At 71.0% G+C, this 24,929-nt stretch carries 21 protein-coding genes; 15 read left to right on the forward strand and 6 right to left on the reverse strand.

The window, feature by feature from the left end:
• The first annotated feature begins 84 nt into the window (after positions 1-84).
• The 6 genes from ACZ68L_RS00715 (at position 85) to ACZ68L_RS00740 (ending at position 5,379) form a co-directional block, all read left to right on the forward strand.
• Positions 85-870 carry a 2-keto-4-pentenoate hydratase gene (locus ACZ68L_RS00715; protein WP_469573004.1) on the forward strand — a complete coding sequence of 262 codons (786 nt, stop codon included), beginning with the start codon at positions 85-87 and terminating at the stop codon, positions 868-870.
• A 7-nt stretch (positions 871-877) separates the two neighbouring features.
• Positions 878-1,783 (forward strand): acetaldehyde dehydrogenase (acetylating), encoded by a 906-nt coding sequence (locus ACZ68L_RS00720; protein WP_469573006.1) that lies wholly within the window; start codon positions 878-880, stop codon positions 1,781-1,783.
• 17 nt (positions 1,784-1,800) lie between these two features.
• A complete protein-coding gene (dmpG, locus tag ACZ68L_RS00725) occupies positions 1,801-2,844 on the forward strand; it encodes a 4-hydroxy-2-oxovalerate aldolase (RefSeq protein WP_469573314.1) in 1,044 nt (347 codons plus the stop codon).
• A gap of 190 nt (positions 2,845-3,034) precedes the next feature.
• Positions 3,035-4,192 (forward strand): Rieske 2Fe-2S domain-containing protein, encoded by a 1,158-nt coding sequence (locus ACZ68L_RS00730; RefSeq protein ID WP_469573007.1) that lies wholly within the window; start codon positions 3,035-3,037, stop codon positions 4,190-4,192.
• A gap of 43 nt (positions 4,193-4,235) precedes the next feature.
• On the forward strand, positions 4,236-4,379 hold the full coding sequence (locus ACZ68L_RS00735; RefSeq protein WP_469573009.1) for a hypothetical protein: 144 nt from the start codon (positions 4,236-4,238) through the stop codon (positions 4,377-4,379).
• Entirely contained in the window at positions 4,372-5,379 is a 1,008-nt protein-coding gene (locus ACZ68L_RS00740) for a 2Fe-2S iron-sulfur cluster-binding protein (RefSeq protein WP_469573010.1), read from the forward strand. Before ACZ68L_RS00735 ends, ACZ68L_RS00740 begins: the two co-directional genes overlap by 8 nt.
• A gap of 33 nt (positions 5,380-5,412) precedes the next feature.
• Here the strand turns inward: ACZ68L_RS00740 and ACZ68L_RS00745 are convergent, their stop codons facing one another.
• Positions 5,413-6,249, reverse strand: coding sequence for an IclR family transcriptional regulator (locus tag ACZ68L_RS00745; protein WP_469573013.1), 837 nt, complete (start codon positions 6,247-6,249; stop codon positions 5,413-5,415).
• 169 nt (positions 6,250-6,418) lie between these two features.
• Between ACZ68L_RS00745 and hsaA the strand changes: the two genes are divergently transcribed.
• The 5 genes from hsaA to ACZ68L_RS00770 all read left to right on the forward strand — a co-directional run bounded on the left by hsaA (position 6,419) and on the right by ACZ68L_RS00770 (position 12,077).
• A complete protein-coding gene (gene hsaA / locus ACZ68L_RS00750; RefSeq protein WP_469573015.1) occupies positions 6,419-7,591 on the forward strand; it encodes a 3-hydroxy-9,10-secoandrosta-1,3,5(10)-triene-9,17-dione monooxygenase oxygenase subunit in 1,173 nt (390 codons plus the stop codon).
• The gene (gene hsaD / locus ACZ68L_RS00755) at positions 7,588-8,451 is read left to right on the forward strand and encodes a 4,5:9,10-diseco-3-hydroxy-5,9,17-trioxoandrosta-1(10),2-diene-4-oate hydrolase (protein ID WP_469573016.1); all 864 of its coding nucleotides are present in this window, start codon (positions 7,588-7,590) and stop codon (positions 8,449-8,451) included. Before hsaA ends, hsaD begins: the two co-directional genes overlap by 4 nt.
• Before the next feature lie 272 nt (positions 8,452-8,723).
• Positions 8,724-9,617: a VOC family protein gene (locus tag ACZ68L_RS00760; RefSeq protein WP_469573017.1), complete on the forward strand. Its 894-nt coding sequence runs from the start codon at positions 8,724-8,726 to the stop codon at positions 9,615-9,617.
• The gene (locus tag ACZ68L_RS00765; RefSeq protein ID WP_469573018.1) at positions 9,605-10,090 is read left to right on the forward strand and encodes a flavin reductase family protein; all 486 of its coding nucleotides are present in this window, start codon (positions 9,605-9,607) and stop codon (positions 10,088-10,090) included. The genes ACZ68L_RS00760 and ACZ68L_RS00765 overlap by 13 nt, the downstream gene beginning before the upstream one ends.
• 298 nt (positions 10,091-10,388) lie before the next feature.
• Positions 10,389-12,077 carry an FAD-dependent oxidoreductase gene (locus ACZ68L_RS00770; RefSeq protein WP_469573021.1) on the forward strand — a complete coding sequence of 563 codons (1,689 nt, stop codon included), beginning with the start codon at positions 10,389-10,391 and terminating at the stop codon, positions 12,075-12,077.
• A 90-nt stretch (positions 12,078-12,167) separates the two neighbouring features.
• Here the strand turns inward: ACZ68L_RS00770 and ACZ68L_RS00775 are convergent, their stop codons facing one another.
• From ACZ68L_RS00775 to ACZ68L_RS00790, 4 genes are all read right to left on the reverse strand, one after another.
• Positions 12,168-12,800: a class F sortase gene (locus ACZ68L_RS00775; RefSeq protein WP_469573023.1), complete on the reverse strand. Its 633-nt coding sequence runs from the start codon at positions 12,798-12,800 to the stop codon at positions 12,168-12,170.
• Positions 12,801-12,989: 189 nt separating this feature from the next.
• Positions 12,990-13,475, reverse strand: a complete 486-nt coding sequence (locus ACZ68L_RS00780; protein ID WP_469573024.1) for a hypothetical protein — start codon at positions 13,473-13,475, stop codon at positions 12,990-12,992.
• Positions 13,476-13,598: 123 nt separating this feature from the next.
• On the reverse strand, positions 13,599-15,740 hold the full coding sequence (locus ACZ68L_RS00785) for a sensor histidine kinase (protein ID WP_469573025.1): 2,142 nt from the start codon (positions 15,738-15,740) through the stop codon (positions 13,599-13,601).
• Positions 15,727-16,452, reverse strand: coding sequence for a response regulator transcription factor (locus ACZ68L_RS00790; RefSeq protein WP_469573027.1), 726 nt, complete (start codon positions 16,450-16,452; stop codon positions 15,727-15,729). Before ACZ68L_RS00790 ends, ACZ68L_RS00785 begins: the two co-directional genes overlap by 14 nt.
• Positions 16,453-16,864: 412 nt before the next feature.
• Here ACZ68L_RS00790 and ACZ68L_RS00795 point away from each other — a divergent pair, with 412 nt between their 5' ends.
• The gene (locus ACZ68L_RS00795) at positions 16,865-17,683 is read left to right on the forward strand and encodes a maleylpyruvate isomerase family mycothiol-dependent enzyme (protein ID WP_469573028.1); all 819 of its coding nucleotides are present in this window, start codon (positions 16,865-16,867) and stop codon (positions 17,681-17,683) included.
• Between the two features lie 221 nt (positions 17,684-17,904).
• The gene (locus ACZ68L_RS00800) at positions 17,905-20,037 is read left to right on the forward strand and encodes a tetratricopeptide repeat protein (RefSeq protein ID WP_469573030.1); all 2,133 of its coding nucleotides are present in this window, start codon (positions 17,905-17,907) and stop codon (positions 20,035-20,037) included.
• 30 nt (positions 20,038-20,067) lie between these two features.
• On the opposite strand, the gene ACZ68L_RS00805 is transcribed toward ACZ68L_RS00800, so the two are convergent.
• Positions 20,068-21,903 (reverse strand): hypothetical protein, encoded by a 1,836-nt coding sequence (locus ACZ68L_RS00805; protein ID WP_469573033.1) that lies wholly within the window; start codon positions 21,901-21,903, stop codon positions 20,068-20,070.
• A gap of 450 nt (positions 21,904-22,353) precedes the next feature.
• Here ACZ68L_RS00805 and ACZ68L_RS00810 point away from each other — a divergent pair, with 450 nt between their 5' ends.
• Positions 22,354-23,613 carry an esterase/lipase family protein gene (locus tag ACZ68L_RS00810; protein ID WP_469573034.1) on the forward strand — a complete coding sequence of 420 codons (1,260 nt, stop codon included), beginning with the start codon at positions 22,354-22,356 and terminating at the stop codon, positions 23,611-23,613.
• 24 nt (positions 23,614-23,637) lie between these two features.
• Complete coding sequence (locus tag ACZ68L_RS00815; protein WP_469573035.1) at positions 23,638-24,699, forward strand: alpha/beta hydrolase; 1,062 nt, start codon at positions 23,638-23,640, stop codon at positions 24,697-24,699.
• Positions 24,700-24,929: the final 230 nt, after the last annotated feature.

Consider the following 24,929-nt stretch of genomic DNA (forward strand, 5'->3'; position numbering starts at 1 on the left):
CCAGTGGGAAACCGGGCTCCCGGACCGTGGCGGGATCGGCTTAACGTCGCCGGAACACCCACCCCGCCCCCTGGAGGAGCCACGATGCTCACGGAACGCCAGAGGCAGCAGGCCGCGGAACTCCTGCGCTCCGCCGAGCACGGCCGGACGCCGGTCGCCCCGCTTGTCGAGTCGTATCCGGGCATCGGCACCGAGGACGCGTATGAGATCCAGCTGCTCGGCATCCGGCACCGGCTGGACGCCGGGGCCGTGGTCAACGGCCACAAGGTCGGGCTCTCCTCGCCCGTCATGCAGCAGATGATGGGCGTGGACGAGCCCGACTACGGCCATCTGCTGGACGACATGGAGCTGTCCGAGGACCTGCCCGTACCGGTTGCCCGCTACTGCGCGCCCCGCATCGAGGTCGAGGTCGGCTTCGTGCTCGGCGGCGACCTGCCGGGCGAAGGGTGCACCGAGGCCGATGTGCTCGCTGCCACCGAACGAGTCGTGCCCGCGCTGGAGTTGATCGACAGCCGGATCGCGGACTGGCGAATCTCCATCGCCGACACCATCGCCGACAACGCCTCATCGGCGGGTTACGTCATCGGAGAGGGCCGCGACCCGCGCGAGCTCGATCTCAAGGCGATCACGGCGACGCTCCGTACCGACGGGGGTGAACTGCTGGCCTCCGGCCGCAGCGACGCCGTCCTCGGCGACCCGGCCACCTCCGTCGCCTGGCTCGCCCGCACCGTAGCCCGCTTCGGCGTGCCCCTGAAGAAGGGGCACGTGGTGCTGCCCGGCTCCTGCACCCGCGCCATCGACGTGGCCGCGGTCCGGACCTACACCGCTGAGTTCACCGGACTCGGCTCGGTTTCCCTCTCGTTCTGCTGAGGTATGGATGACCACGCACAAGACCAAAGCCACCGCCGCCATCGTCGGTTCCGGCAACATCGGCACCGATCTGCTCTACAAGCTCTTGCGGTCGGAGCACATCGAACCGCGCTGGATGATCGGCGTCGACCGGAAGAGCGAAGGCCTCGCCCGCGCCCGCGGCGCCGGGATCGAAGCCAGCCATGAGGGCGTCGACTGGCTGCTCGCCCACGACGAGAAGCCGGATCTGGTCTTCGAGGCCACTTCGGCATACGTGCACCGGGCGAACGCCCCGCGCTACGCCGAGCTGGGGATCAAGGCCATCGACCTGACCCCCGCGGCGGTCGGCCCGGCCGTCGTCCCGCCCGCCAATCTCCGGGCCCACCTGGACCGGCCCAACGTCAACATGATCACGTGCGGCGGCCAGGCCACCATCCCGATGGTGTACGCCGTCTCCCGTGTGGTGCCCGTGCCGTACGCGGAGATCGTCGCGTCCGTCGCCTCGCTCTCCGCCGGGCCCGGAACCCGCGCGAACATCGACGAGTTCACCCGTACGACCTCGCGCGGCATCGAGACCATCGGCGGAGCCGCGCGCGGCAAGGCGATCATCATCCTCAACCCCGCCGAGCCGCCCGTCATCATGCGCGACACCGTCTTCTGCGCGATTCCCGAGGACGCCGACCGGGACGCCATCGCCCTGTCGATCAAGGAGGTCGCCGAGGACGTGGCGACCTACGTCCCCGGCTACCGGCTTCGAGTCGAGCCGCAGTTCGACGACCCTTCCCCCGAGAACGGCGGCCAGGCCCGGGTAGCCGTCTTCCTGGAGGTCGAGGGCGCGGGCGACTTCCTGCCCCCGTACGCCGGAAACCTCGACATCATGACCGCCGCCGCCACCAAGGTGGGCGAGGAGTTCGCGAAGGAGATGCGCGCATGAGCCCGTACTCGCAGACGATCCCGTACTCGGACACGCTCGACATCCGCGTCACCGACTCCTCGCTGCGCGACGGATCGCACGCCATGCGGCACCAGTTCACGGGTGAGGACGTGTCGTCGGTCGTCGCCGCGCTCGACGCCTCCGGCGTCCCCGTCATCGAGGTCACGCACGGCGACGGACTCGGCGGTTCCTCCTTCAACTACGGCTTCTCCAGGACGCCCGAGCAGGAGCTCATCAAGATCGCCGTGGACACGGCGCAGAGCGCGAAGATCGCCTTCCTGATGCTTCCCGGGCTCGGCGTGAAGGACGACATCAAGGCCGCCCGGGGCAACGGCGCCGCCATCTGCCGGATCGCCACCCACTGCACCGAGGCCGACATCTCCATCCAGCACTTCGGACTCGCCCGAGATCTCGGCCTGGAGACCGTCGGCTTCCTGATGATGGCCCACTCGACACCGGCCGAGGCGCTGGCGAAGCAGGCCCGGATCATGGCCGACGCCGGCTGCCAGTGCGTGTACGTCGTCGACTCGGCCGGTGCCATGGTCATGGACGACGTCACGGACCGGGTCGGGGCGCTCGTCGCCGAGCTGGGCGACGACGCCCAGGTCGGCTTCCACGGGCACGAGAACCTCGGCCTGGGCGTCGGCAATTCGATCGCGGCGATACGGGCGGGTGCGCTCCAGATCGACGGCTCCACACGGCGGTTGGGCGCGGGCGCCGGCAATACCCCCGTCGAGGCGCTGGCCGCAGTCTGCGCCAAGATGGGCATCCGGACCGGCATTGACGTACTGAAGATCATCGACGCGGCCGAGGACGTGGTCAGGCCCGTCATGGACGGCGAGTGCCTCCTCGACCGGATGGCGCTGATGATGGGCCACGCCGGCGTCTACTCCAGCTTCCTCAAGCACGCCTACCGGCAGGCCGAGCGGTACGGCGTCTCCGGCGCGGAGATCCTGCTGCGCGCGGGGGAACGCCGACTCGTCGGCGGCCAGGAGGACCAGCTCATCGACATCGCGGTCGAACTCGCCGCCGCTCGACCGGGACCGTCGCAGAACCCCTAGGGCCTCTCGTTCGGATCACGCCGGGCTCGCGCGCCCCGGTCGCCGATCCGGCCTGATCCGGACGAAAGCCCCCAGCCAGGGCCGAGTCCTCGATCGCCGCCGAGCCTTTCCGGCGAGGGAGGACGAACCGCCGCCGGGGGGACCCGGCGCGATCGCACTGACCGTCACCACGACGACGTGGAGGGACACCATGAACGCTTCCCAGGACGAGTTTCGCCTCATCGAAGCCGCCGCCGCACCGACCCGCTTCGCCCGCGGCTGGCACTGCCTCGGCCTCGCCGACACCTTCAAGGACGGCAAGCCGCACGAGATCGAGGCCTTCGGTACAAAGCTCGTCGTCTTCCAGGGCGAGGACGACGGCCGACTCCACATCCTCAACGCCTACTGCCCCCACATGGGCGGCAATCTCGCACGCGGCACCGTGAAGGGCGACTCGGTCGCCTGCCCCTTCCACGACTGGCGCTGGGCGGGCAGTGGCAAGTGCTCCGGCATCCCGTACGCGCGCCGCATCCCGCCGCGCGCCAGGACCCGCGCGTGGACGGCGCTGGAGGAGAACAAGCAGCTCTTCGTCTGGAACGACCCCGAGGGCAACCCGCCCCCGGCGGACGTCGTCATCCCACGGATCGAGGGCGTCTTCAGCGACGAGTGGAGCGACTGGAGCTGGAACACCCTCCGGGTCGAGAACTCCCACTGCCGGGAAATCGTCGACAACGTCGTGGACATGGCGCACTTCTTCTATGTCCACTACTGCTTCCCGACCTACTTCAAGAACGTCTTCGAAGGCCATGTGGCCACGCAGTACATGGAGAGCTCGCCGCGCGGCGACGTCGACCTCGGCACACTGAGCACGGGCGGCGGACTGCGCTCCGACGCCTCGTACTACGGGCCCTCCTACATGATCGACCGGCTGTGGAGCGACATCGGAGGGGGCGTCGAGCTGGAGAGCGTCCTCATCAACTGCCACTACCCGATCGACGACAACAGCTTCCTGCTGATGTACGGCACGATCGTCAGGAAGCTGCCCGGCATGAGCGACGAGCAGGCCGCCGAGGCCGCCCGGCTCACCTCCGAGGGGCTCGCGGTCGGCTTCGAGCAGGACGTCGAGATCTGGCAGAACAAGGCGAAGATCGACAACCCGCTGCTCTCCGAGGAGGACGGGCCGGTCTACCAACTGCGGCGCTGGTACGAGCAGTTCTACGTGGACGTCGGTGACGTCAAGGACGCGATGGTCCAGCGCTTCGAGTTCGAGATCGACACCGACCGGGCGACCGCGGCCTGGCGCGCGGAGGTCGACGAGAACATTGCTCGCCACAAGGCCGAGAACGGCGGTCGGCATGCAGCCCGTTGAGTGCGGACTCTGCGGAAACCAGGTCCTGTGCGGGAAGTTCAGCATGGCCCACACCCAGGTCCAGTGGACCGAGGACGCCTCGCGGGTGTGCCAGGAGTACCGCTTCCGGATGCGTACCTGCGGTGCGCTGCGCGACAGCATCGACCGTGCCGTCGAGGACGGGACCGTCGAGGTGGCCGATGCCTAGGACGTACCGCGTGAAGGTCACCGAGGTCGTCACGGAGACCGCCGACGCCCGCACGCTCGTCCTGCGGCCGGAGGCCGGGAGCGAGGAACGGTTCGCTTATCTGCCGGGACAGTTCCTCACCCTGCGGTTGCCCGGAGGCGCCGCCCGCTGCTACTCCCTCGCCAGCTCCCCGCTCACCGGCGAGTCCATGAAGGTCACGGTGAAGCGGGTGCCCGGCGGACTCGGCTCCACCTGGGTCTGCGACCAGGTGTCGGTCGGCGACGAGCTGGAGGTGCTCCCGCCGGCCGGCACGTTCACCCCCGGCTCCTTCGATCAGGACCTGCTCCTGGTCGCGGGCGGCAGCGGCATCACCCCTGTGCTGTCGATCGCCAAGTCGGCTCTGGCGAAGGGGCAGGGCCGAGTCGCGGTCTTCTACGCAAACCGCGACCAGTGCTCGGTCATCTTCCGCGACGAACTGTGGGGACTGGCCGAGGAGCACCCGGACCGGCTGGTCGTGATGCACTGGCTGGAGACGCTCCAGGGGCTGCCGACGGCCGCGCTGCTGGCGTCCGCACTCGCCCCGTACGTTGGGCGCGAGGCGTATCTCTGCGGACCGGGACCGCTGATGGACGCTGCCGAGCACGCACTCCGTTCGGCCGGAGCGCCCGGCCGCAGTATCCACCGCGAGAAGTTCTTCTCGCTGAGCGGCAATGTTTTCGAGGCGGCGCCGACGGCCGCGGGCGAGACCACCCGGACCGCCGAGGTCGAGCTCGACGGCCGGACCCACCGCGTTCCCTGGGCCGCGGAGCAGCCACTCCTCGACGCGCTGCTCGCCGCCGGGCTCGACGCCCCGTACTCCTGCCGCGAGGGCGCGTGCAGCGCCTGCTGCTGCCGGGTGGTCTCGGGCGAGGTCACGATGGTGCGCAACGAGATCCTCGACAAGGAGGACATCGCCGAGGGGTACGTCCTGGCCTGCCAGGCCGTACCCCTCAGCGAGAAGGTGGAAATCAGCTATTCCTGAGGCTCCTGGTGGGCCTGACCGGCCGGCTGCGGTTCACATCCACTCGGTGAACCGCAGCCAGCCCATCATGCTGTCCATCGCCTGCTCCGACACGCCCGGCGCGTAGCTCGGCGCCGGAGCCGCCCGGGAGGCGCGTCCCGGGCCGTACATCTCCCGCCACACCGACCGCGCGCACGCCTGCACCACCGGCGCCAACCGCTCCAGCTCCCGGTGCCCGCCCTTCCCCGAGACCGAGATGGCGGCGACCGCCCGTCCCGCCCCGCGCAGCGGAGCCGCCACGCACGCGATGCCCCGGAAGCTCTCCTCCCGGTCGAAGGCCACCCCCCGGTCCCGGGCCGCCGCCAGCTCGGCGCGGAGCGCGACCGGCCGGACGATGGTGCGCGGCGTGCGCGCCCTCAGACCGTCCAGCAGGACCAGTTCCAGCGCCGCCGGATCGCTGAACGCCAGGATCGCCTTGCCCGCCGCCGTGCAGTACGCCGGCATTCTGCCGCCCACCCGTGAGGGCACCGTCGAGTCGTCCGAGCCGCCGATCCGCTCCAGGTAGACGACGTCCGAGCCGTCCAGGACCGCGAGATGCACCAGATGCCCCGTCTTCTCGTGCAGGGCGTGCAACTGCGGGAGCGCGGCCCGCCGCAGCCGGTTGTGGTGCGAGGCGAGCGCACCCAGCTCCAGCATGCGCATGCCCATCCGGTAGTCCCGGCCCTCGCGGTCCAGCCAGCGCAGCCGCACGAGCTGGTCGAGGATGCGGTGCGCCGACGACCGGGGCAGCCCCGAGCGGTGCATCACCTCGGTGAGGCTGAGCCGGGGCGCAGGCCCCTCGAAGGCGCCCAGCACCTTCGCGGCCTTCTCCAGCAGCGACAGCGTGGGCATAGGAATCTCCCCGGTGTACAGCGCGCAACCGCGACGTTGCGGGCGCGTTTCCGACGTTGTGCCGACACTGCCACGCGTTCCCGCCCAGTGGGAAGGAGGTATTTCGTTTCGGAACAGCAAAGCGTAGGTTCCTCGCACTCATCCACGATGAATCCGAGAGGGAATGCGCATGAGCGACGTAGAGGTCCTCGAAGCGGTCCGCGCTCTCGCCCCGGCCCTGCGCGAGCGCGCCGCCGAGGCCGAAACACTGCGCAGGGTGCCGGACGCCTCGATCAAGGAACTGGCGGCGACCGGCTTCTTCCGGCTCCTGCAGCCCAAGGCGTACGGGGGCCACGCCGCCGACCCGCGCGTCTTCTACGCGGCCGTCAAGGAGATCGCCAAGGCCTGCGGCTCCACCGGCTGGGTCTCCTCCGTGGTCGGCGTGCACCCCTGGCACGTCGGTCTCTACGACCCCAGGGCGCAGGAGGAGGTCTGGGGCGCGGACCAGGACGCCCGCATCTGCTCCTCCTACGCCCCGACCAGCAAGGTCACCCCCGTCGACGGCGGCTTCAAGATCACCGGCCGCTGGCACTTCTCCTCCGGCTGCGACCACGCCGACTGGGCCCTGCTCGGCGGCCTCATCTCGGACGCCGAGGGCCTGCCCGTCGACATGCGGACCTTCCTCGTTCCGCGAACCGACTACCGCGTCGACGACGTGTGGGACACCGTCGGCCTGCGCGGCAGCGGCAGCAACGACATCATCGCCGAGGACGTCTTCGTCCCCGAGCACCGCGCGCTCAGTTTCGGCCCGGTCACCGCACTCAAAACCCCCGGCCAGGAGATCAATCCCGAGCCGCTCTACCGGCTGCCGTACGCCGCCGTCTTCACCACCACCATCTCGACGCCGATCGTCGGCATCGCCGAAGGCGCGTACGAGGGCTATGTCCGCGCAACCCGCGAGCGGTTCCGGGTCTCGTACGGTCAGCAGGTCGCCGAGGACCCCTTCGCGCAGGTCCGGATCGCCCGTGCCGCGAGTGATATTGACTCCTCCTGGCTCCAACTCATGCGAAATATAGGTGAGTTGTACGAGATCGCGGCACGTGGAGAGGAACCCCCGATGCTGCTGCGTGCCCGCACCCGTCGCGATCAGGTACTCGCCACCGAGCGCTGCGTCGCCGCCGTCGACCTGCTGATGGAGAACGCGGGCGGCAGCGCCATGCGGTCCAAGGGCGGCAACATCGTCCAGCGCGCCTGGCGCGACATCCACACCGGGCGCGGCCACGCCGCCAACGACCCCGAGCGGGCGCTCGTTCTCTTCGGCCAGGGCGCGCTCGGCCTCGACGTCCAGGACACGATGCTGTGAGCAACGACGGAATCACCTACGAGAGCACCTCGCGTACGGCCGAGGCCGCCGGTCTCACGCTCCATTACCACGAGGCGGGACCCGCGAACGGCCCTGTGGTGATCATGCTGCACGGCGGCGGCCCCGGCGCCTCCGGCTGGTCCAATTTCGGCGGCAACCTTCCGCATTTCTCGCGGTCGTTCCGCACGCTCCTCATCGACCAGCCCTGCTACGGCCGCTCCGCGAAGCCCGAGCTCGACCGGGACTACTTCAGCTACAGCGCCGAAGCCATAGCAGCGCTGATGGACGAACTCGGCATCGAAAAGGCCCACTTCGTCGGGAACTCGCTCGGCGGCGGCACGTCGGTGCGGATGGCGCTGAACCACCCGGAGAAGGTCGGCAAGCTGCTGCTGATGGGCCCCGGCGGGATCTCGCTCAACCTCTTCGCGCCCGACCCGACCGAGGGCATCAAGCGGCTGTTCGAGTTCAGCGCCGCCTCCGAGCCCACCCGCGAGCAGATGCGCACCTTCCTCACCACCCTCGCGTACGACCCGTCGATCGTCACCGACGCGCTCGTCGAGGAGCGCTTCGCGCAGGCCATCGACCCCGAGGCCCGCCTCGGCAACGCCCGGATGGCCGCCTCCTTCGCCAACCCCGCCTGGCAGCAGGCCACCATGCTCTGGCGCGAGGCCCACCGCATCACCCACCCCGTTCTGCTCACCTGGGGCCGTGAGGACCGCGTCAACCCGCTCGACGGCGCGCTGCTCGCCCTGAAGGCCATCCCGGACGCGCGCCTGCATGTCTTCCCGCACTGCGGCCACTGGGCGCAGACGGAGAAGGCCGACGAGTTCAACCACCTCGCCACCGCTTTCTTCCAGTAGGAGAGACCGGCAACGGGGGCAGGGGGGAGGCGTGGCGGGGCCGGGCACGCACTCCTTCGAGGCCACAGCAGCCAGGAAACCCCTCCGGCGTCGTCGCCAGTCGGCAACGCTCCTTCCCCGAGCTCGCGGCTGCGCTCAAGCCGCGGAGACCTCATCCGCTTCCCCCTGCGCCGTGCGGCGGCACGGACCCGGCACCACCCTTCTCCGCCCCCCATTGCCGGTCCCTCCAAGACGACAGCGTCTCGAACCGAACTGAAGGGCCTTGGATCACCATGGACATTCGCGCTCTCGGCTACCTGCGCATAGAGACCACCAAGCTCGACGAGTGGCGCACCTACGCCCTCGACATCCTCGGCATGATCGAGGCGTCCGGCTCCACCGACGACGTCCTCCACCTCCGCATCGACGACCGCGCGCACCGCTTCGCGATCGTCGCCGGAGAGCAGGACCGGCTGCTCGCGGCCGGCTTCGAGGTGGCCAACGCGGCGGCCCTGGCCGAGGTCGCCGCCGAGCTGGAAGCGGCCGGCACCCCCGTCAAGCCGGGCAGCACGGCCGAGCTCGCCGAGCGCCGCGTGCAGGGCTTCATCCGCTTCGAGGACCCGAGCGGAAACCCGGTCGAGGTCTTCTGGGGCCAGGAACAGGACCACACCCCGCTCGGCACCCCGTACGGCAACCGCTTCGTCACCGGAGACCTCGGCCTCGGTCATGTCGTCCTGCCCGCAACCGAGTTGGCAGAGACCCTCGCCTTCTACGAGAAGCTCATGGGCTTCCAGCTCCGCGACTCGATGAGGCTGCCCCCGCAGGCCGTCCCGACCGGCAAGCCCGGCCAGGACTTCTACTGGATGCACTTCCTCAGCCCGAACAGGCGTCACCACAGCCTGGGCCTCTACCCCGGTGCTCTGCCGCCCGGCATCGTGCACTTCATGGTCGAGCTGGAGACCCTCGACGACGTCGGCTTCTGCCTGGACCGGATGAACAAGGCAGGCATCCCCATCGCCTCCACCCTCGGCCGGCACAGCAACGACCGCATGGTCTCCTTCTATGCCCAGGCACCCGGCGGCTTCCAGGTCGAGTACGGCTGGGACGGCATGGTCGTCGACCCCGCCACCTGGGTCGCGAAGGAGATCACCTCCGACAGCTTCTGGGGCCACCAGTGGAACGGCTGAACGAATCAGCTGATTTCCGTGAGGTCCTCGGCCGCTTCGCCTCCGGCATCACCGTCGTGGCCGCCCTCGACGCTGACGGCGAACCGGTCGGCCTCGCCTGCCAGTCCTTCGCTTCGCTCTCCCTCGACCCGCCGCTCGTCATGCTCTGCGTCGGCAAGACCTCCAGCAGCTGGCCGAAGGTCCAGCAGGCCGGCCGCTTCGGGGTGAGCATCCTGGCCGAGGAGCAGCAGGACGTGTGCGCGGCGCTCGGCAAGCGCGGCCCGGACAAGTTCCGGGATGTGCCCTGGGAGCTGTCCGAGCACGGGGCCGTCCGCGTCGAGGGCGCGCTGGCGACCGTCGACTGCGCGCTCCACGAGGTCCACGAGGCGGGGGACCATCTCGTCGTCACAGCCCGTGTGCTGGAGCTGACCACCCGCGAGGACGGGCTGCCGCTCCTCTACTTCCGCAGCGCCTACGCCGCCGGGACCTTCTGATGCCCGTCGGCGTGACGGAACCACGCGCGGCCGAGCCCGTACCCACCGAGGCCGGCAGGGGCGACCGTGATGTGCGCCCCTGTCACCTGGGCCGCTCCGCGCCGATCCACCGCGCATCACCGGTCCGCGCACCCGCCTCGCGGGCAGCTTCCCGCCCGACGGGACACTGCGCGTCCACGTCCCCGGGAGACACCCGATCGGTACGTGGTGTGGGCCACGGTCCCGGACCGCGCGGACGAGCCCGTACCGACCGAGGCCAGACCCACTATCCGTTGATCTTGAAGAGGGCGGAATCCGGATGAGTACGAACAGCACCACGTGGGACCACACCTATGACGTCGTCGTGGTGGGATCGGGCGCGGCCGGCCTGGCCGCCGCGATCACCGCACGGCTGCGCGGTCTCAGCGCCCTGGTCGTCGAGAAGACCGATTCCTACGGTGGCTCCACCGCCCTCTCGGGCGGCGCCATCTGGGTCCCGGCCAACTTCCACCTCGACGAGGCCGGCCTCGGTGACACCCGCGAGAAGGCCCGTGCCTACCTCGACGCGACCGTCGGCGACCGCGTCCCCGCCGAACGCAAGGAGGCATACCTCGACCACGGACCGCGCATGGTCCGGGAGTTCCACGACAAGACGGCGGTCCGCTTCGTCTACACCCCCGGCTACTCCGACTACTTCCCGGAGCGTCTCGGCGGCTACCCGCAGGGCCGTTCCATCGAACCGGAGGTCTTCGACTTCAAGCAGCTCGGAGACCTCCGGCACAGCATGCGCCGCGCCGGGCTGCCCACGTACGGGCTCACCATCACCTCGTACGACTTCCGCTTCCTCAACATGGTCGCCCGCACCTGGGCGGGCAAGAAGACCTCGGTCAAGGTCGGGCTGCGGGCGGCCAAAGCCCTGGCCACCGGCGCGAAACCGCTCTCTCTCGGCGAGGCGCTCATCGCGCGGATGCGCTTCTCGCTGGACCGGCTCGGCGGCGAACTGTGGCTGAACACCCCACTCACCGGCCTGGTCGAGGAGGACGGCCGGATCACCGGCGTACGCGTGACGCGCGCCGGCAAGGAGCGGACCATCCGGGCCACGGGCGGCGTCATCCTCGCCTCCGGCGGCTTCTCGCACAACCAGCGACTGCGCGAGAAGTACCTCCCCGCGCCCACCTCCACCGACTGGACCTCCGCCTCCGAGGGCCAGGTCGGCGACGCCCTGGAACTGGGCACGGAGGCCGGAGCTGCGACCGACCTGCTCGACAAGGTGTGGGGCGCGCCGTCCGTCTGCCCGCCCGGCGAGAAGCCCTTCTTCCTGGTCGCGGACCGCGGCATACCGGGCATGGTCATCGTCGACCAGGCGGGGGAGCGGTACGCCAACGAGGCTGCCCCGTACCACGAGTTCGTCGACCAGATGTATGCCAACGACCGGCCGGACGACTCGGCCTCGACCGTCCCGTCCTGGCTGATCCTCGACGCCCGCTCCAAGGCCCGCTACCTTTTCATGGGCCTCTTCCCGGGGCAGCCCTTCCCCAAGAAGTGGACCAGGAGCGGCTTCATCAAGAAGGCCGCCACACTGGACGAACTGGCCGCGCGGATGGGCGCCCCCGCGGACCGGCTCCGCACCACGATCGACCGCTTCAACCGCTTCGCCGCATCCGGACGCGACGAGGACTTCGGCCGCGGCGACAGCGTCTACGACCGCTACTACGGCGACCCGACCCTCCCCAACCCCAACCTCGCGCCACTCACCAAGGGTCCGTATTACGCCATCCCCGTCCACCCCGGCGACATCGGCACCAAGGGCGGCCTGCTCACCGATGGCACGGCACGTGTGCTGCGCGAGGACGGCACGGCCATCGAGGGCCTGTACGCGTCCGGGAACTGCTCGGCCGCGTCCATGGGCGAGACCTACCCCGGTCCGGGCGCGACGATCGGCCCGGCGATGGCCTTCAGCTGGGCGGCAGTCAACGACATCGCTGGGAGGCCGACCCCGCAGGCGTGACGTCGAGCGCTCCGGCCGATGTCGTATCGCGGCGTCCTGTCAACTCCTCCACGGCCGGTGACGAGGCGGGGAAGGCGGTGCCGGTCGCCGTCAGCTCCGTGCGGCGTACACGATGAGGTTGTCGACGGGGTGGCCCTGTGCGTCGAAGGCGCCGTCGCAGGTGATGAGACGCAGCACGCGTTCGTCGGTGGCGCCGTAGACCTTCTTGGTCGGGAAGGCCTTCTTGCTGGCGGTCTCGGTGCCGGTGACCCGGAAATGGATCTCCGCTCCCCGGTTGTTGCGGATCGCGATGTCCGCACCCTTGGTGATCTTCTTCAGATCGTGGAAGACGGCCTTGCCGAAACGGGTGTCGTTGTGTCCGATGAGGACCGCGGCGCCACGCTCGCCGGGGGCGGCGCCACCGGTGTACCAGCCGGCCGTCATGCCCTTCTCGGCGGGCGGGACCTGGACGGTGCCGTCCTCGTTCAGACCGAGCCGCATCAGCGGGGTGTTCACCCCGATCGAAGCGATGCTGAGCTGGACGGGGGCCGCTGCGGGCTCGGACCCCTTGTGCGTCCCGGTGCCGTCGGGGCCGGTGTCCTTCGCAGAGTCGCGAGGAGTACTCGCCCTGCTGTCCGGTGCGTCGGACGCGGCGTCCACGGCGTGGGAGGAACAACCGGTGAGGACGAGACAGACGAGCACCGGAAGTGCGGCGCGCCAGAACGGGGGAGGTGTGGGGGACATGAGGGCTCCAGATCGGGACGGAGATCGGCAGTGGCGCCGCCCTGGAGGGGCGGCGCCACCAGGGGGAGGTGCGGCCGTGGCCGGCGATCGACCGATGTGCGGCCGATCGGCGTGTGGTCAACTGCCGCACGCCGTCAACCGCCGTGCTTCGCGGTCAGTTGCCGTGAAGGCGGTGCGGCGCGGGCGGCTTCAGCCGTTGCGCTGCGCGGCGGAGCGTCGGCGCAGCACCACCGTGCCCGCTCCCGCGACCAGCAGAGCGGCGGCGGCCGAACCGGCGAGGGCGGTGGTGCTGTCGCCCGAGGTGCCGGCCGGCCGCTCGCCCGCGGCGACGCCACCGCGCGGAGTGACGCCGGCCGAACCCTTGGCGGAGCCGGCTCGCTCGACGGCGGGCGCCGAGGTGGGACGGTCGCCCGCGGCGACGCCGCCACGCGGAGTGACGCCGGCCGAACCCTTGGCGGAGCCGGCTCGCTCGACGGCGGGCGCCGAGGTGGGACGGTCGCCCGCGGCGACGCCGCCACGCGGCACCACCGACGGCTGAGCCGCCCGCGCGGGCGCGGCGGACGGGGCCGTCGGCGCGGGAGTGCTGTCGGCGAAGGCCGCGGCGGACGGGACGAGTACCGCGCCGGCCGCCACGGCGGCGAGGACTGCGGTACGCAGGGACAGGCGGTGGGACATGGGATGGCTCCATTCCAGGTCGGCCTCAAAGGTGCCCGGTCATCGGTTCGCACCGGGCGCGAGGCATGCCGACAGGCTGGCGTGAAGTTATGAAGAAGCTGTCAGAACGCTGTGGTCATCGCATCAGGTCTGGTCCGGCCCGCGCTCTGCCATGCCTCCCGGCACGGTCGTCGAGCCGAACTCTCCCGGCCCCGTGCGCGCGGGCCCTATCGGCAGCCGGAGGGTGAACTCCGAGCCCTGGCCCTCGACGCTCACCGCGCTCACCGAGCCGCCATGCGCCTCGACCAGTTTCCGCACGATCGCCAGGCCCAGCCCGCTGCCACCGGTGCGGCGGCTGCGGGACTTCTCGGCACGCCAGAAGCGGTCGAACACATGGGGCAGATCACCGGCCGAGATGCCGCTGCCCGTGTCGGTGACCTCCACGACCACGTCGCCCGTCACCACGTCGCTCACCGCGCCGACGCCCGTGGTCGCATCGTCCGCCACTTCGCCGGCAACGACTTCGCCCGCCACGACTTCACGCGCCGCCACCTCGTCCGCCACGGATCCGGAGACGTAGGCGTGCAAGGTGACATGCCCACCCGCCGGGGTGTGACGTATCGCGTTGGAGACCAGATTGCCGATGGCCTGGCGCAGCCGGACCGGGTCGGCCGTCAGCTCGGCAGCGGGGGCGCCGGCCGCCGCCCTCAGGACCGTCAGCGTGACTCCCGCGATCTCGGCCCGCGCCTGGTGGGCCGCGGCGACCTGGCCCAGCACCTCCTCGGCGCTCACCGGCTCGGGGTGCAGTCGCAACGCACCCGCGTCGGCCGCGGCCAGATCCTGGAGGTCGTCGATGATGTGCTGCAACTGCACGGCCTCCGTGTGCAGCGAGGAGATGAACGCCGGGTCGGGCTCCGCCAGGCCGTCCTGCGCCGCCTCCAGCCAGCCGCGGATATTGCTCAGCGGGGTGCGCAGTTCATGGGCGACATCGCTGACCATGTCCTTGCGCTGCCCTTCGAGGCGGGCGCGGTGGGCGGCCATGTCGTTGAAGGCCGCGGCGAGCCGCCCGATCTCGTTGTCGTCGGTGACCCGCACAGGTGCGGAGTCGTCCCCGTCCCGTATCCGCTGTGCCGCACCGGTGAGGGCGCGCAGCGGCCGCACCAGCCGGGCCCCGGCCAGCACCGTGGCCCCGACCGTCAGCGCCAGGACGAGTGCCGCGGCACCCGCGATCTTCGCGGTGTTCGCCGGGGAAAGATCGAAGCCCGGCACGGTCGTACTGCTCTCGTCGCCGATGAACAACAGCGCGGGTGAGGCGACATAGGAACTGAGCTGTTCGCGTCGGGCCGTGCCCACACAGGAGGCGGTGGCCCGGTCGTCGTCGCCGGTCCGGACGCTCGGTACGGGGGCGACCACCCCGGCATCCGCACGCGCGGCCGGCACCGGTTCGGGGCGCGCGCCCCAGGACAGGTCCAGATTGAGCTGCACGCTCGCGCGACCCTGACGTTTCAGGCAGGCGTTGGCCAACTGGTTGAGTTCCCCCAGCGCCTTGCGCTCGGTCGCTGTCGGGTGTGCCAGGTCGTCGCCCGCGCACCGGGTGCCGTCCATCCGGTCGGGATCGTTGCCGACGACCTCGATGCGCGGGCGACCACTCGGCCCCTCGACCGCGTCCGCCGCCACCCCGGACCGGCTCAGACACGCCACACTCCGCTGGGCGGCACGCCGCAACTCCGTACGTTCGGCCGCGGGCAGCCGGAACGGACCGACCGCGCGCGGGTCGACACGGTCGGCCGTCGCACCCGTCCGGCCCACCGTCTGGGACAGCGCCGTGTCCATGGACAGCGGATCGACGATCGCCGACGCCTGGGGCGGCAGCGCGAGCGGGGACGGCCGGTCGTCGGAATCGGCGAGGGGCCGCCGCTGCTCGGTGGTGAGGGCGATCCGCCGGCCGGACCGCCGCGCCAGGTCGCGCACGGTGCTGTCGGCGCCGTCCCAGGTGGGATGCGTCGCCGCGTATCCGAGCAGCGTGTTGTAGATCCGGGCGTCGGCGGTGAGATTCTGCCCCTGCTCCTGCTTGATGGCGCCGGAGGTGGTCTGTACCGCGATCCAGGCGGTCGCGGCCACCGAACATGCCGCCACCAGGGCCGACACCGCGAGCAGACGGCCGAACAGACTCTTGCGCAGCGGCAGCCGCGCCCGCTGCCCAGGACCGGTCCGATGCCCATGACGAAGCCGCGCCCGCTGTTCACGGCGAGGGGACACGTCGGCCACTCCGCTACGACGACGCACGCGCGGGGTTCCTCGCCGGGTCCGTCAGCTTGTAGCCCACACCGAAGACGGTGAGGAGCCGGGCGGGCCGACGCGGCGCGGGTTCGATCTTCTTCCGCAGGTTCATGATGTGTACGTCGACGGTGCGGAAACTGACGTACCGGTCGAAGCCGTGCAGCTCCTCCAGAAGCCGCTGCCGGGTGAAGACCCGCTCGGGCTCGGCCGCCATGGCGGCGAGAATGCGGAACTCACCGGGGGTGCACTCCACGGACCGGCCCTCGGCCGACACCTCGTGCCGTACCGGGTCGACCGTCAGCGCGCCGACCCTCAGTGCCTGGTCCTCGTCAGGTTCGGCGGCCGTGACCCGCCGGGTGCGGCGCAGCAGCGTCCGCACGCGCGCCATCAACTCGCGCGGACTGTACGGCTTCGTCATGTAGTCGTCCGCGCCCAGATCAAGACCGAGCAGCAGATCGTCCTCGGTGCTGCGGGCCGTCAGCATCAGCACCGGCACCTCCCACTGCTCGGCGCGCAGCACCCGTACCACGTCCAGGCCGTCGGCCCGCGGCATCATCACATCGAGCACCAGCAGATCGGGCTCCCGGTGCCGGACCTCGGCGAGGACCGCGAGGCCGTCCCCGACGACCCTCACCGTGTGACCCTCGTGTTCGAGGTATCGGCGTACGAGTTCGGCCTGCTTCTCGTCGTCTTCGGCGACTATGACGTTTGCGCACACGGGGACGATCGTAGAGGAGCCCGCGCGCACCCGCTCGTGGCGCCTGACCGCCGGGTTCAGCCGTGGAGCGGACCACCGGCCCACGGACTCGACCCGCGGACACCGGATCGGGGAGGGAGCACGGGTGAGCGGCAACGGCGGTGCCGCGGACGAGGGGGCGGTTGCACAAGACGCTCCGCGGGGACGCGATGGTGGCCGGACCGTTGGTCATGGCGAGACACGTGGGGCAGTTCGTGCCGCCTCCCACCGCGCCGAACGCGCACCGAGCCGAGTGCCTCCGCCATGCCGCGATCTTGCCGTGGGCCCCGCCGACTGGTCTTGTGTACCGCGGGCGCCGCGGGGTGTCCGTGACGACGAGGTCCGCCGGTCGCAGGCGCGCAGACGCGGCCCCGGCGGGGGAAGTGGTGAGTCGGTGACCGGACACGATGCACGGGGCACGCTGCCCGAGGGGCTCGGCGAGGCGATACGCGGCACCGCCGAGGACATCGCCGCACTGCTGCGCGGGGTTGCCGACACGAGCGTTCCCGTGCCCCGCTCGGAGTGGACCGTTGGGCAGGCGGCGGCACATCTGGCGCAGGCCAACGAGCTGATGGCGGACATCGCGGCCGGACAGGAGCGCAGCTACGGGGACGGAACGCCGCAGAGTCTCGCCGCGGCCAACGAGCGCGCGCTCGCCGCCTTCGGGGAACGGGACGCCGCTCCGCTGGCCGGGTCGATCGTGACGCACGCCGAGGCGTACCTCACGGCGATGGACCGGTGCACGACGGACGGAGACGGGACCGTGGTCACCCCGTTGGGCCCGATGAGCCGGGCGGTGCTGGGCTCGTACCTGCTGACACACATGCTCGGTCACGGTTACGACCTGGCCCGCGCGCTGGGCCGCCCGCACGTGATCGACCGCACCCGCGTCGAGCTGTCGCTCCCCTTCCTGATCACCGCGATGCCCCGGGTGGCCGACGCCTCGGCCACCGCCCGGCTGACGGCTCGCTACACGGTCCGTCTGCGGGGCGGCGCCCGCTTCGGCGTCACGTTCTCCGAGGGCGCCGTAACCGTCTCCCCCCAGCCGCCGACCCGCCCGGACTGCACCATCCTCACCGAGCCGGTCGCCTTCCTCCTGATGGCACTGGGACGCAGCGACCCCTGGGGAGCCATGGCCCGCGGCCATGTCCTCGCCTGGGGCCGCAAGCCCTGGCTCGCCCCGCGCTTCCCGAGGCTGTTCAGGGCGCCCTGAGCGACCGACCGACGCGCCACGGGCGGCCGTAGCCGCCCGGACCTTCACGAAACGCGCGTCTTCGGGCGTGTGCGCGCAATCCCCATGTCGCGTCGAGACGGTCATCCTCCCCGTGTTCAGGGGATATTGACCCGTCTGACGCTAACGTTGATCCGCACGGTGGCAGCGGCGGTGCCGGGGAGGCGCACCGCGCGGAACACCGGGAACGAGGAGTGCGCGACATGCTGGATCCCACTTCGGTGGCGGCCATTTCGGCGGTACTCGGCGCGGTTGGTTCGGGGATGGCCAACGAGGCCGGCAAGTGGGCCTGGGAATCGACCGGCGGTGTCGTACGGCGCATCATCGGCCGGGAGGTCCCCGCGCCCGTCGGTCCGGGTGAACAGGACGACGTGGCCCGCATGGTCCACGAGCAGATCCGTGCGAACCCGCAACTCGCGGCCTCCTGGAGTGCGTTCGCGGCACGAGTGCCAGGCGGACCGGCTCCGGTCCGAGCCACGCAGTCACACCTCCCCGCCTCCATCAGGTTCTTCACGGACCGCAGGGAGGCGATGAGGCGGCTGCGGCGCGAGGCATCCCGGCGCCCGGACGGACGGCCCCGGCTCGCCCTGGTGCACGGCCCCGACGGCATGGGTTCCAGCACTCTCGCCGTGCACTTCGGATCCACGCCGACCCGTCTCTTCCCCGACGGCCGGATCTACGCCGACCTCGGCGGCCGGGGTGCCGGGAGCGCACGTGACGCCGGAACCGTACTTCGAGCACTGCTCCGCCAACTGGGAGTGCGGGACGAGGAGATGCCGCCCGCGACCGACCGCCTCGGTGAGTTCTTCCGCCAGTGCGTGTCGGACCGTCGGCTCCTGGTCGTGCTCGACCACGCGCATTCGGCGGCCCAGGTGAGGCCGTTCCTCACGTCGGCGCCGGGGGTGTTCACCATTGTTGTCGCCCGGACCCCGTTCCCCGGCCTCGACGCCGTACGGGTCCCGGTCGGGCCGCTCACGGACCGGGACGCGGTGCGTCTGCTGACCGACGTCACCGACAAGTCAACCGTTGCAGCGGCCCGTGCCACGCTGCCGTCGCTGCTCGCACGCTGCGGCGGTTCGCCGTATGCCCTGCGCGCAGCGGCGGACCGGCTGTCCGCCCCGACGCTCGCGCCCCACCGGACCGAGGAGGAGAGCGACCCGGTCCGCGGCGCGGCGGAGGACAACTACCGGATCCTGGAGCCGGAGACCGCCAGGCTGTACCGGCTGATGGCGCTGCGCGGCTGGCCCGCCTTCGACGCCGCGACGGCCGGGCGGACCACGGGCCAGGACCCGTCGGTCGCCGCCGGGCTCCTCGCGGACCTCGCCGACCTGATGCTCCTGGAACGCGGCCGTGACGGAACCGGCGACGGGCGCTACCACTACCGCCCCGCCGTCCGTGCGCACGCCGAGGCGACAGCGATCCGCGAGGACGGAATCGCGGCCTGCTCCGCGGCTCTCACCCGCACCCTGCTCGGTTACGCGGACCTGGCGACATCGGCGGCGCATCAGGCGCTCCCGGAGAGCTGGCGCGTCCCGGCACCCGCCGACGACCGCACCGGGCAGCGCTACGAGGGCCGGGCCGCGGCCCTGGAGGCGCTGCTCGCGGAATCCGGCAACCTCGTCGAGGCCGTTCGCTGCGCCGAGGAGTCGGGCGACCCGCACATCGCCGTACGCCTGTGCCGTTCCCTGTGGCCGTTGCAGCTCAAAGCGGGGTACCACGAGATGCTGGTACCGGCGCTCCGCATCGGAGCCCGCCTGGCCGACACCCATCTTCCGGGAGGCCGCGACGCCGGCGCTCTCCACGCACAACTGGCGCACTCATTGACCGAGTTGGGACGCTGGGAAGAAGCGGAGACGGAGTCACTCGCGGCGGCGCGGGCCGAGGAGTCGGCCGACCACACGCGAGGCCACGCCTCGGCCGTGGAGTTCCTGGGCCTGCTCAGGCTGCGGCAGTGGCGGTACCGGGAGGCCTACGAGTGCTTCGACGAAGCGGACGGCATCCTGAACACGATGGGCGCGCACGACGACGGGACCGCCGACCTGCCACGTGCCCAGGCACTGTTGCAACGTCATCGCGGGCGAGCCCTCCGCGGGCTCGGTCAGCGGGAGGAGGCCCGAGAAAGGCTGGGGACCGCACTGCGCCACTTCCGGGCGAGCGGCGACACGTACAACACGGCCCGGACGCTCACCGATCTGGCCGAGACCTGGCTGGACGCTGAGGACACCGAAGCGGCACTGCCCCTGATCGACGAGGCGATCACGACGCTCGACGGCCAGCGTGCGGACTATCACCTGTCGCACCTGCTGCGCATGCGGGAGCGCTGCGTCACCTCGTAAGTCCTCGTTCCTGGCGCCGTTCCGGCGCCTTCACGTCGCTGATTCCGGAGAGGGCAGAGGAACGAGTCGCACGCCGTGCCGGCGGGTACCCGTCCGCACGCAGAGCCCGTCGGCCACCACCCGTGCGAGCCGCTCGGCGGCTGCGACCGTGTCGTGGCCGCCGGTGGCGAGCCACGCGTACAGGGCGGAGGCGCAGGCGGCGGGGTCCACACCGGACACCCCTTCGGTACCTGCGCCGGGCGCCGCAACCAGTCCGAGCGGCTCCGCACCACGCACCCGGACCACACACGTGGACGGCCCGGTCACGTAGGCCGCCAGGGAACAGCCGCGATGGCGGCGGAGCACCTCGGCGGTCCAGACCGACGGGGACCCGAAACGGGGATCGTCGGGCGCCCCGTCCCGGAAGATGACATCGGCCAGATCCAACTGGTCCACGTCACGGGTGTCCTCGTGCACGGCGACGTGCGTTTCTCCGCCCTCGTCCGGGCTCACTCCCGGCGGGCCCGTCCAGCGACTGACCGCGATCCTTCCCGGTCCGAGTACCCGCGACAGAACGTGCAAGGGGGCGGTGACCGTGCCGGGCTCGTAGTCGGGAAGCGGGAGCGGCTCGAGCGAGGCAGGCCGGCCGGGTTCGGGCGCGCCCATCATCGAGTAGAAGAGTCTGCGCAGCCGGACTGCGGATTCGCCGGGCACGGAGGTGGTGAACACGGCAGGCCCCGCCAACGGCCGGTGACGGCTGATGAGTTCCTCGATCTGTGCGGCCAGTGAGGCAGCGGGGTCGAGTCGCGGCGCCTCCCGCATGAACGCGGAGATCGGCGCATCGGGATCGAGGGCGTCGAGTGGCGCGGCTCCCAGGAGCACAGGGGTGCCGAGGGCGGCCGCGTAGTAGGTGACGGAACCGTGGTCCCCGATCACGGCATCGGCCGCCAGCAAGGCCTGCCGCCATCCCTTCAGCGGATCGATCAGCGTCAGCCCGCCGCGCCGCGCGCGATCGAGCCAGGCACGGATCTGACCGGGCCCGTGGCCGTGCCAGACATTGGGGTGCAGTACGGCGGCGAACCGATACTCGTCCACGGGGAACTCGGCAGCCACTCGATCCAGCAGGGCAGCCACGGCATCGTCCCCGTTGCTGCCCCGGTCTTCTCCACCGTCACCGAGAAGCGAATCGGAGTTCCAGGTCGAATTGAGCAGGACGAGCCGCTGTCCCGGTCGCACGGCCAGCGCACGGCGGAAGCGCTCACGGTAGGGCCGGGCGGCGAGTATCCGGTCGTAGCAGGGGTCCCCCGCGAGAACGGCGGTCGGTGCCGCCTCGGGGCACGCGACGCTCAAGCGTTCGTACTGCTCGGGATGGGAGAGGACGAGCGCGTCCGCGACAGGGGCGCCCCGCGACAGAAGCCACTCCGGCGCAAGCCCGAAGACGGGCGCGGGCGCCGCTGCCGCCCCCGCCCCTGACCCGGTGTCCGGTGTCCGGTGTCCGGTGTCCGGTGTTGCCAGCCTCTTAGTGTATCCGACACCGTGCGAGAGAATGGCCAACCTTCCGGAAAACCGTTCCAGTTGACCGCCGAAGCTCGCGGAGACGACCAGATCCACCGGAGTCTCAACCGCCTGTTGCCACGGCAGGACCGGCACCCCGGTCTCGGCCAGCAACTCGGCCGTGCCGGCCGCGAACGCCGAGGAGCCCGTACAGGTCACCAACAGCTGGACACGCAGGTCGTCGTCGAACAGAGGAAGCACATCGAGCAACCGGGTCGCGGAAGTCACGTTGTGCACGACGACGAGGACCCGCAGGCACGTGGCCCGGGTGGCCCACCGCGCCGCGTCAGCCCCCACCGGCACGCGCACCCACCCCGCCCGTCCGTACTCCATCCGTCTACCCCCTGCCCGCCCCGGCCCGCTCGCGGGATCACGATAGTCAACCAGTGCGACCTCCGGACACAACGCCCTGCTGTGCCTCGCCCAGGGCGTCGTCGGCGTGCCCTACGGCGTCGACCCTGCACACGTATCGTCACGCCTCCTCCGCGTGCCGTACGAACGCACGGTTCTCGATGCCCGCACCAGGCGCGGGTGGGCCGAAACGCTCTGCCGAGGGCACATGCAGCGGACTGGGCCTGCCCGTTTCCGGCCGGGGCAAGGGGTCTTGAGCATGCCACGGAGCTCGGCGACGAGGCCGCCCCGGGTTTCGGAACCCGGCACATGGCGACACGACACACCCTTGTGCCCCGTACCTATGGCTGCTCACCCCATGGGAAGGTCTCCCGCACCGTCCTACCGTGGCGGACCCGGACCACCGAGCCCACCCCGGACGGGAGAGCCGCGATGCGCAGAGCGACAAGCACCTTGCTCGGCATGCTCCTCACACTGCTGAGCCTCGGAGCAGCCACCACAGCGGCCCACGCCGCCCCACCCGGCTACCTCAGCCTCGAAGCCACCTACACCACCGTCGCCAACGGCTGGGACCGTGTCGACCGCTACCTCGACACCACCAGCGGCTTCCATGCCGAGCAGTACCCCCAGGACGGCCGTGGCGACCAGGACGGTCAGCGACGCACCTTCTTCGGCGGCGTCAAGCAGCCCTACTCCGGCCGGTTCCTCCTCTACTCCGCCCCCGGTTGGAACAGCGGCAGTCACCAGACCCCCGTCCTCCTCGTCCACGGCGCCAACGACAACGCCGACCGCGCCTGGGCCAACCCCGGCGAAGCCGGTGGCTACGGCTGCGGTGCCGCCTCCTGCCCCAGCACCGGACTCATGCAGTACCTCGCCGCCCGCGGCTACCGCGTCTTCGCCGTCAACTTCGCCCACAAGCAGGGCGACAACCTGATGCAGGCCCAGCAGGTCGGCGACGCCATCGCCGTCATCAAGGACCGGCTCGGGGTCGGCCAGGTGGACCTCGTCGGCTGGAGCAAGGGGGAGATGTCCACCCGCGCCTACGTCTCCTCACTGCGCCCCAGCTGGGGACGCCCCTACGCCTCAGACGTACGCCGCCTCATCACCCTCGGCGGCCCCAACGGCGGCTACGACTACCCCTACGCCCACGGCTGGGCCCACGACTTCAGCATCTGGCCGCAGTGCGGCGGCACCGTCAACGCCCCCTCGCCCCACCTCTACATGACGTGCTACGGCACCTACACCGCGCATCCCGAATTCGCCTTCACCCCCACCGACGGCTACGACGTCTATCCGGGACAGCGGCAGATGCTCGCGCGCTGGGACGCCACCTACGGCATCGACATGACCCAACAGGACTGGTACACCACGTACCACGGTGGCCAGGGCTTCTACACCTCCGGCACCGGCATCCAGACCGCCATCGACGCCGGCTCCCTGATCACCCCTCTGCACAAGGCAGGCGTCCCCGGCACCGTCGCCACCTACCTGCTCGCCGGTGGATCCCCCAGCGTCCTCGGCATCTACAACGAGAACCGCGGCCCCAGCGATGGCGTGGTCTTCGTCGACAGTGCCCTCGACCGCACCGGCATCGCCAACGTCGCCGGCACCGCCCTCATCTCCACCGCCAACCACCTCCAACTCGGCTGGCACTCCTCCGCCTGCGCCCAGATCGCCGCCTGGCTCGGCTGACCCCGCCACACCGAAGGACGGACCATGACCCCGCCTGCACTCCTCCCCGGCCTCCACGCCCGACGCATCACCACCCCCCGGCTCACCCTCAACCTCCTCGAACTCCCGGACCGGACCGGTGAACCCGTCCTCTTCGTCCACGGCAACGTCTCCGCCGCCACCTTCTGGCAGCAGACCATGCTCGACCTTCCCCCGGCCTATCGTCCCCTCGCCGTCGACCTCCGCGGCTTCGGCGACACCGATCCCCTCCCCGTCGACGCCGCCCACGGCCTGCGGGACTACAGCGACGACCTCACCGCCCTTCGTGACACCCTCGCCCTCGACCGTGTCCACCTCGTCGGCTGGAGCATGGGCGGTGGCATCGCTCTCCAACACCTCCGCGACCACCCCACCGCCGTCCGTAGCCTCACCCTCGTCAACCCCGTTTCCCCCTACGGCTTCGGCGGCACCCACGGTCCGGACGGCCGGCTCAACCACCCCGACGGCGCGGGCTCCGGCGCGGGTACCGTCAACCCCGAATTCGTCCAGCGCCTCAAGGCCGGAGACCGCAGCGAGGACTCACCACTCTCCCCCCGCTCCGTCCTCGCCTCCAGCTACGTCAAGCCGCCGCTCCGCCCCGCTCTTGAGGACGCCTTCGTCGACGCCATGCTCTCCACCCGCACCGGAGACAGCCACTATCCGGGCGACACCCGTCCCAGCGACCACTGGCCCGGCACCGCCCCCGGCTCCCGAGGTGTTCTCAACGCCATGGCCCCGATCCACTTCCGTATCGACGACCTGCACCGTATCGACCCCAAACCGCCCATCGGCTGGATCCGCGGCACCGACGACCTCATCGTCTCCGACACCTCTCTCTTCGACCTCGCCCACCTCGGTGCCCTGGGCGCCGTCCCCGGCTGGCCCGGCGCCGAGCACTGCCCCGCCCAGCCCATGGTCGCCCAGACCCGCCACGCACTCGATCACTACGCCGCCACCGGCGGCCCCGTCCGCGAAACCGTCATCCCCGACGCCGGCCACGCCGTCCACGTCGACAAACCCAAGGAGTTCACCGCCGCCCTCCTGGACACCCTCACCGCGGGCCGGTGAAGGGGCCGGGCCGTCCACCCCGTACGGTTGTGACGGCGTGACCCGTTGACACGGACGGCGTCTTGATGTCGCCCGACCAGCCGTCCATGGCCGTGATGGCCGGGCGGAACGCTTTCCACCGCAGGTCACGGGTGCACATCTTGGCGTCGTGCCGGTAGATGCCGCCGACGTCACCCGTGTTGTACGCGAGGCCGGACAGGGGCGCACCGGCGTATGTCGGGATCTGCCGG

The sequence above is a fragment of the Streptomyces sp. NPDC104309 genome, from assembly GCF_055584025.1.